The following is an 8,045-nucleotide window of genomic DNA, read 5'->3' as shown; positions in this document are numbered from 1 at the left end:
TGAAATACACTATACCGAACAATGGCGGTTGGTATGTCAACACTAAATCAAACGATTTTTTTAAGGGCTAAGTTTCTGTATGCAACTGGACTTAAATAGCTGAGTGAGCCATGTGATCGCTTATTGTTGTACCAATAAAGGCTAGGAGATTCTTTGTCTAGGTCTTTAGTAGATGAAGGTTGGAGCAAGGTGAATCAAAGTGGGAACTGGCATGTCTTAATGATTGAAAAATCACAGGAACAAATGAAAATCTCTTCTGTTCGTGAAGGCATAATTAAATGTAATCTGATGATCAGTTATATTTTCATTGGTATTAATTTATTTATCATGTATTGCTGTCATTAATCTTTCTTTTATCATCCCTACTGTTTTTCTAGATGTACCAGTTACGGTTGTTGAAAGTCCGTTGTGGATTGTAACCTACACAGTTTTGGGCATGGCCATCGCACTCTATATCCTAGCTATCTACTCAGTTAGTAAACTGTATAAAACGAACAAGAATCTGAACGATGAAAAACAAACCAAACTTCAATCTAGTAATCAGGAGGAAGGCAAACTAAAGAAGGAACAAGAAAAGAACTTAAAGCGATCAGGAAAAATAGTTATGAAAAGAAAGTTTGGATGGATGTATGGCCCTGATAAGCTTGAAGAGTGGCTAGAAAAAATGGAGCAGCAAGGATTTAATCTTCATCGAGTCAGTAAAACAGGGACCGTATTCTTTTTTTATCTTGGCCATCCTCGTAAGGTAAGTTATGCCGCAGATTATCAAAACATCTCGGATGAAGGATATTTCGAATTACACAGAGAGGCTGGCTGGAAGAGTATCTTTATTTCCATGGGCTCCTTACAAAAATGGACAATATGGAGTCAGGAATATACCGAAGGCTCGGAAAAACCTCATTTTTATGGTGACAAGATTTTTCACTTAAAACATGCCAGGCGGGTAGCGTTGGCCTATACCCTTTTGTTTCTTCCTTTTGTGATGATGTATGTCCTTAATATTGGAATTTCGATAGAACGTATGCTTATACAATCAACGAGGTTAAGTATACTGAACGCTTTTATGTTGGAGTTTGTATTATCATTTTTGGTTCATTTATAACAAGAACTTGGCTTTATTATATGAGACTTAAAAAGAAGTAAGGGACATGGGGAAAAGAGAACGTTTCTTTTTTTAATTCCAATAAACTCCTTATTGACTTCAGGGAAGGGCAAATAAGTGGGACACTGTACCTGTCCCTTCGTCCCATCGACTTTTTCAGTGGCTTCGCAAACGCCTTGAATGAGTCTCACCTGTCCCACTCTTCCCGAAGGTGCCCTAGCACCTTCCGTTCCAAATCTACATATTCTCCATTAAATAGATCTCATATACACTTACTTTTTCAGTGGTCTGAACCTGTCCCTTCTTGCCTATTATTTTTCGACAAAAAATGATAAAATACAACTATGAAAAAAAGTGGCTTTTTTCCATTTGGAAGTAGCCCTTTTACATAATATATATATCGTGAGGTTCATAGATGATTACATCAAAGAAGACAGCCCTGACTATTTTACTACTAACGATTGCTTTTGTTTATCTATGGAACATACTTCTTTACGAATTTGAATTAATTACTGTTCTTGGTTCAAGTTTGTTTCCAATCCTCGTGGGCTTTTTTAGTTTTTTGTGGGTATATAAGACTTATAGAGTAAAAAAAGGGAAAGAAAAGTATAGTTGGCTTGTCCTTGCAATTGGCTTGGTTTTCCATGTGATGGGGAATTTTGTATGGTTTTATCAGGTCATTATTGAAAGTACCTATCATGCACCAGACAGTTCCTATTTATTTTGGCTATTCGGCTATTTTTTGTTTTTACTTGCGTTAGTCTATAGGGTTCGATTAATCAATCCTAGTATTACAAATAACCCTCATTTATTTAACACGCTTATATTTTTGATTGTTATCTTATCTATTAGCGTTCACTACTTAGTTAAACCATATATCGCTGCGGTAGAAAGCCCCTTCCAACTCATTGTCATCGGCTTTATATATCCAGTTGTTGATACTAGTTTATTGTTTGTGACGACCTTACTCTATTTTCTTTCAAGGCACAGTAAGGAAAAAACGATTATGTTATTCTTCATGGGTGCATTCTATCTGCAAATTTTTGGGGATTCGATTGCAGCCATTATGAAAACAAATAAAGAGGACTACCAGTTATTAATTGAGCCAATGTGGGTCGGTTCCTTATTAATGATCGGCTTTGCCGGTTTGTTTGCTCGAAAAAATAAGCAAGGATTGATTGAAATAAAGGCTATTATTGATGATAAGGTATCTATCTTTCCTTATATCACGACGATACTTTTGTTCGTGCTGGAGTTTCACAGCAATAAATGGCAGATCAATACCCTTGGAGTAGGTTTAGGACTAGTCTTCTTCCTGATTATTGGAAAGCACCTTTATATCACCCAAAAGAATAAGAAGCTAATGATGGAATATCGAGAATTGGCTTATAAAGATTCACTTACGGAGTTATTGAACCGAAGTAGTTTTAAATTAGACTTAGAATATGCGATTAAGCAGGCAGAAAACAGTAAGAGTACATTCACCTTATTATTAATAGATTTAGATCGTTTTAAAATGATTAACGATACACTAGGACATATCGTTGGGGATCGCTTATTACAAATTTCATCCCAGCGTTTAAAAACTTCATTAGCTGCTGAATGTGGTATTTACCGGCTAGGCGGTGATGAATTTGTTGTGCTAGTAAGAGACACAACGAAGGAGAAATGTGTAGAAACGGCTAATCAAATTATATCTGCATTTAAGGGCACCTTTATCATTAATCATCATGAAATTACGATTACGCCTAGTGTGGGGATCAGTTCCTATCCATTTAATGGAACAGATAGTGAATCTCTATTTAAAGCAGCAGATGCAGCAATGTATGTAGCAAAAGGAAAGGGTAGGAATAACTATCAATTTTACAATTCAGAGTTAAATCAGGCTTTAATAAGAAAGATGATACTAGAAAACGAGTTGCGAAAATCAATGGATCGAAATGAGCTGGAGCTCTTCTATCAGCCTAAATTCAATCTACTAACGAAAGAAGTTACAGGGATGGAAGCTTTATTACGTTGGAACAGTCAAGAATTAGGTCCCGTTTCTCCAGTAGAGTTCATTCCAATTGCAGAGGATACAGGACTAATCGTGAGTATCGGAGAATGGGTTCTGCAACGGGCTTGTATGCAAAACAAAGAATGGCAGGATCAAGGATATCCTTTTTTATGTGTATCTGTGAATGTGTCTGTTCAACAATTTACGAATAGTCATCTAGTTAAAACAGTGGAAAAGACATTAAGAGAAACAGGTCTAAATCCGAAGTATTTAGAGCTGGAAATTACAGAGAGCATTATGCAAAATGTAGAAGAATCTATAAAAGTATTAACGGGTTTAAGAGGACTTGGCCTAAAAATTGCCCTTGATGACTTTGGTACAGGCTACTCCTCACTTCATGTATTAAAGGATTTACCCATCCATACACTTAAGATTGATAAGACCTTTATCGATGATATTACAGATGAAGGCGATCAATCTATGGTGAAGGGAATTATTGATATCGCTCGGAATTTAAACCTCGAAATCGTGGCTGAGGGTGTTGAGCATGAGTATCAAGTCAGGGCACTTGCTGCGTATCATTGTGATTATGGTCAGGGTTTTTTGTTTGCGAGGCCGGTTTCGGTGGGTGTGTTTGAGAAGGAGTATCTAGGGACATAAAACCTGTCCCATTTGTCCCTATTACTCTATTATGCTAGGGAAAAACCCACAATCTAATATTCTAGAAATACTATACTTAACTGTCTTATAATCCAAGCCGTCAAACAACAAATAGAAGGTATTGGAGTTATAGTCATCTTTAAAAGTATCCATATTTATTATATCCTGCAATACTTGTTTTATTTTATAACCAGTTTTAGAGGATACATTGATATCGGATTTCCGACGCTCAAGGCAACCGAATAAAAGAGGTTAATAAATGGCTCATCAGTGAATTTATAATTTTCCCATATTTTATGTAAATCATATAAGTGCCTTGAGTTTTGGGTATATTGCTTTCTTTCATGATAATCACAAATTGCAAAAATCTTGTCAATAAATGTACGTTCAATTGATTGTACGTTTATTTCGAAAGGATCTAAATCATATTGCTTTATTAAGCTTAATTCATCTTCTTTTTTTAAATACTCCAAAATGTAGTTATTTACTACTTTTCTTTCAAATGGGAAAGATTTAAGAGTTAGATAAGATTCAACTAATAGATGAGGTTTAAGATTATCCCTAGTACCTTGTACTGTTGTATATTCTACCTCGTATTTATTGGAATTTTTTCTTGAACCAATCTCATCTAGATTCATTAATTCCATTTCTGAAACTTGAATAGCTCTTATTATCCCATTTTTCAAGTCGCTCTTTTCTCTGTTTGTCGCATCTGAACCAACCTTTAGGTTTAGATCAATGTCTTCTGAAAATCGATTAATGACACCATAACATTTAGAAAGAGAAGTTCCACCTTTAAAAACTATATTTGGAGATTCCTCGGCAATATTTCTTAGTAATAAAGAAACAAAATAATCCTTATTGATATATTCCTCAGGAATTCCTTTATCATCGGCCGTTGCCTTTAGAATCTCCAAAAAGACTTTCTCGTCTTTGTGTAAGTTCATAAAATACCTCGCTTTCTAAAAGTGTATTGAATGTCTTTTTAGGATACTTATATAAGTAGTTATTTAATTGTTCACTTGTTAAATCAACATCGCCCAAATATTCTATAATGTTTTTTGCGGCAAGGGAAATTGGCTTGGTACTTACCTTATCAAAGTTAGTAAGGAGATCTAGAACCTGTAGTATCTTATAATTCTCATTGTTAATTTCAACTCTAGGTTTTCTCAAAGTCACTTTTCTTTTGTTAAAGTTAACAATTCTAACTGTTGCTTTTTCAGCAGAAGTCACGACTTCAATCATACCAGGGTTTTGTGTAGTTAATTTCAATAAGTTAGCAAACGATAAACCTGTTATATACCCGATTCTTTGGTCTTTTCTATATAAGTATTTATTATTAATTATTTTATTGACGCTTAACGTTGTAGATTTTAGAACGGAGCTTGGGTTTGGAATAAAATATATACCATCTCTGTATCTGTATATTTTTCCATTGTCCACCAATCTCTTCATTGCTTGTCTTAATGATTCTGGTTTTAAGGAAGTCACTTCACTTTTTAATTCATCCAAAAAAACAGGTTCATCATAACCATAAGTATCCAATATATATTGATACAGGTTCATTCGGTACACCACCTTCGTTCATATTGTAACACATTTTTATAATAAATATAAAAAAATGTGACATTTTTTAATTGGATATTTTTTTAGTAAGTAGTGCCAATAATTAGTGCCAGGCACCATCCACCAATGGAACACTTGGGTATCTAAGCCCGATTGAATACAAACTTGTACACCTTAAAAAAGTTGTCTAGTTTAGTGTTGACAATCCACTTATATAAAAATTAGAACTAAGGTATCAAGGATTTTAACTGATAAAGAGAGGTTGTTTATTAAGAGCCTTACTGATAATAAGAATTTTTACTCTTGGATTGAAGTCAGGAGAGAAAAGGGTAAAAAGGGTATTTTTGCTTCTTCACCGGAAGATGTTTTAGAGGATGGTTAAAATATTTATTATGGGCAATTGATGAAAAATCAGTTCGTTTAATAATGTATATCCACACTTCACACCTGACAGGGCTTTTAGTCTGATTATAAAAATCTCAATGAAAAAAGTGGAGTAGTGGGGATTACCAAATCCCTACTATTTTTTTTGTCTTACTTTCATCTTATAGAGTTTCATTTAATGTCCATTCAATATCTTTATCAAACAAATTGAAACGTTTTACATTACTGGATTGTCTAACAGTTACAGGAAGGGAGGGGCAGGGATTTGTCAGATATTCAGAAAGTGCAGCGTGCGAAAAAGGGTAATAATAAAGCATTTCAGGAGTTAATGGAGAAAGAAAAGGTCAAGCTCTATAAAATAGCGTATGTACATATGAAAAATGAAGAGGATGCTCTGGAGGTTTTTCAAGAAACTGTGTATAAAGCTTTTATCTCGATTAAAAACCTAAAAGATGAACGGCATTTTTCGACTTGGTTGACTCGTATTCTCATCAACACAGCTTTTGATCTTTTAAAAAGGAAGAAAAGAATTATTCCAATGGAAAGAGAAATTTTAGAAAGTAAGATAAAACCAACTCGATCAAGTGAAACAGATGTTGATTTACTTCAGGCAGTCATGGATTTAGATGAAAAATATAAGACAGTTATAATTTTGCGATTTTACAAGGATTATTCAGTTAAGCAAATTGCAGGAATATGGGATTGTCCTGAAGGTGCGGTGAAAACAAATATACATCGTGGGGTAAATCTATTAAGAGAAAAGTTGGAGGTGGATTGTGTAAATGAGTAGTCAATGGCCGGACTTAGAAAAAGAAATGGATAAAATATCAGTTCCAATGGATAACCTTGATTCGATTATTACAAGTACGAAGAATGAAAATCGATTTAAAAGATCGAAGAAAAGGATGGTTCTCTATTCGCTTAGTGCAGCGATCGTTGGCTTTGGATTGTTTATAGGTTCAGCAAGTATATCTCCAGCCATGGCAAAAATCGCATCTCATATTCCGATTATAGGAACCTTTTTCAATGACGTTAGTGATGAAGGCTTAAGGATAGCAGGACAAAAGGGCTTAACACAGATTGTTGACCAATCTTCAAAGGATAATGGAATTACCTTGACAATGAATGAAATTTTTTATGACGGAACACGCCTAACATTTGGGTATACGCAAGAATCGTTGATCGCGATTGGTGAGCTTGAACGACCGAACATTGAGGTAAATGGGAAAGAAATCAACTTCAGTTCTAGTTCTTCAGGAGATTTTGTCACACCGCAAAAATATAAGGGAATGATAGATATTAATCCAACCGAGGAACTCCCAGAGAATTTTGATATCAAGATTAGAATTGACGCTGTTGGTCTTATTCCAGGAAAGTGGGAGTTCAAATTTCCGGTTACTCAATCGAATGAAGTGACAGTTATTCGTCCACAGGAAGTCAAAGTGTTTGAACAGGCAGAGGTTCAAATTTCTTCTTTGAAACTTGGCCCAGCAGGAACCGATCTTGATGTGAAGGTAACGGTGGATGAAGAAAATAATAAGCTTGATCCATATATGATGAATTTTTATATTATAGATGAGAATGGGAATGTATTAGACATTGTAAGCGGAAGTGGTTATGGAGATACAGAAAACGGTAAAGAATGGGCGAATCTTGATTTTCTTTATACGCCTTTAAAAGAAGGAACAAAAAAAGTTAGAATTATTCCTTATACAATTCCAATAAAAGACGGAATGCTAGAAGAAGTCTCTTTGCTTTTAGATGATCAAAGTTTACCTTTTGAATTAGATCAAGGAGATTTCGGGAAGGTACTAATAACAGATATAATCTATCGAGAAAATAGGATGATAGTGTATTTTGCTGTTCCAAGTGATACGATTGTCGACAATAAACTTTCAAGAAATCCAATATGGCTAGAAGATGGTAACGGGAAAAATTTAGTCTCAGAAGACAATCCATATGCAGAAAGAATCGAGGGTAACCGCTTTAAGCAAGAATTTGCAACTGGTGAGAAGGAAGGCCTAAAGCTCAGAACCTATAAGTCACCTAAACCAATTATATATGAAGAATTTGAAATCGAAGTACCGTTAGTTTTGGTGCCTGTCACCACCCGGAATTTGTCGAATGTTGATAGGATTATAGAGTTTAAGGCTGTGATAGATTAAGTAGTGCAACTGAATAGGGTGGTTGGTTGTTTTGGGTGCATTTGCACCACCCGTTTTTTCTTGTGTCACAGCCGTGTTCCACAGGTTGTTTTGGTTGTAACCGTCAAGTTGGCTAAGTTTATTTTGACTAAACAATGGTAATACAATATTGAGAATTATTTTTACGTGTCCC

At 34.9% G+C, this 8,045-nt stretch carries 8 protein-coding genes; 5 read left to right on the top strand and 3 right to left on the bottom strand.

The window, feature by feature from the left end:
* Positions 1 to 47 precede the first annotated feature (47 nt).
* Positions 48 to 188: an IS3 family transposase gene (locus ACOI1C_RS21790; RefSeq protein ID WP_422512711.1), complete on the bottom strand. Its 141-nt coding sequence runs from the start codon at positions 186 to 188 to the stop codon at positions 48 to 50.
* Between ACOI1C_RS21790 and ACOI1C_RS21785 the strand changes: the two genes are divergently transcribed.
* The 3 genes from ACOI1C_RS21785 (at position 154) to ACOI1C_RS21775 (ending at position 3,758) form a co-directional block, all read left to right on the top strand.
* Positions 154 to 345, top strand: coding sequence for a hypothetical protein (locus ACOI1C_RS21785; protein WP_422512713.1), 192 nt, complete (start codon positions 154 to 156; stop codon positions 343 to 345). The genes ACOI1C_RS21790 and ACOI1C_RS21785 overlap by 35 nt on opposite strands.
* Positions 308 to 1,102, top strand: a complete 795-nt coding sequence (locus ACOI1C_RS21780; RefSeq protein ID WP_422512709.1) for a DUF2812 domain-containing protein — start codon at positions 308 to 310, stop codon at positions 1,100 to 1,102. The genes ACOI1C_RS21785 and ACOI1C_RS21780 overlap by 38 nt, the downstream gene beginning before the upstream one ends.
* A 415-nt stretch (positions 1,103 to 1,517) precedes the next feature.
* Positions 1,518 to 3,758, top strand: coding sequence for a putative bifunctional diguanylate cyclase/phosphodiesterase (locus ACOI1C_RS21775; RefSeq protein ID WP_422512707.1), 2,241 nt, complete (start codon positions 1,518 to 1,520; stop codon positions 3,756 to 3,758).
* 179 nt (positions 3,759 to 3,937) lie between these two features.
* Here the strand turns inward: ACOI1C_RS21775 and ACOI1C_RS21770 are convergent, their stop codons facing one another.
* Positions 3,938 to 4,675 (bottom strand): nucleotidyl transferase AbiEii/AbiGii toxin family protein, encoded by a 738-nt coding sequence (locus tag ACOI1C_RS21770; protein ID WP_422512705.1) that lies wholly within the window; start codon positions 4,673 to 4,675, stop codon positions 3,938 to 3,940.
* A complete protein-coding gene (locus ACOI1C_RS21765; protein ID WP_422512703.1) occupies positions 4,647 to 5,324 on the bottom strand; it encodes a DUF6088 family protein in 678 nt (225 codons plus the stop codon). The genes ACOI1C_RS21770 and ACOI1C_RS21765 overlap by 29 nt, the downstream gene beginning before the upstream one ends.
* A gap of 649 nt (positions 5,325 to 5,973) precedes the next feature.
* Here ACOI1C_RS21765 and ACOI1C_RS21760 point away from each other — a divergent pair.
* Together ACOI1C_RS21760 and ACOI1C_RS21755 are read left to right on the top strand one after the other, a co-directional pair.
* Entirely contained in the window at positions 5,974 to 6,498 is a 525-nt protein-coding gene (locus ACOI1C_RS21760; protein ID WP_422512701.1) for a sigma-70 family RNA polymerase sigma factor, read from the top strand.
* On the top strand, positions 6,491 to 7,873 hold the full coding sequence (locus ACOI1C_RS21755) for a DUF4179 domain-containing protein (protein ID WP_422512699.1): 1,383 nt from the start codon (positions 6,491 to 6,493) through the stop codon (positions 7,871 to 7,873). Before ACOI1C_RS21760 ends, ACOI1C_RS21755 begins: the two co-directional genes overlap by 8 nt.
* The last annotated feature ends 172 nt before the right edge of the window (positions 7,874 to 8,045 follow it).

Origin of the sequence: Bacillus sp. DJP31, assembly GCF_049310945.1 — a bacterium.
Taxonomy (GTDB): domain Bacteria; phylum Bacillota; class Bacilli; order Bacillales; family SA4; genus Bacillus_BS.
This window is presented reverse-complemented; position numbering and strand designations above follow the sequence as displayed.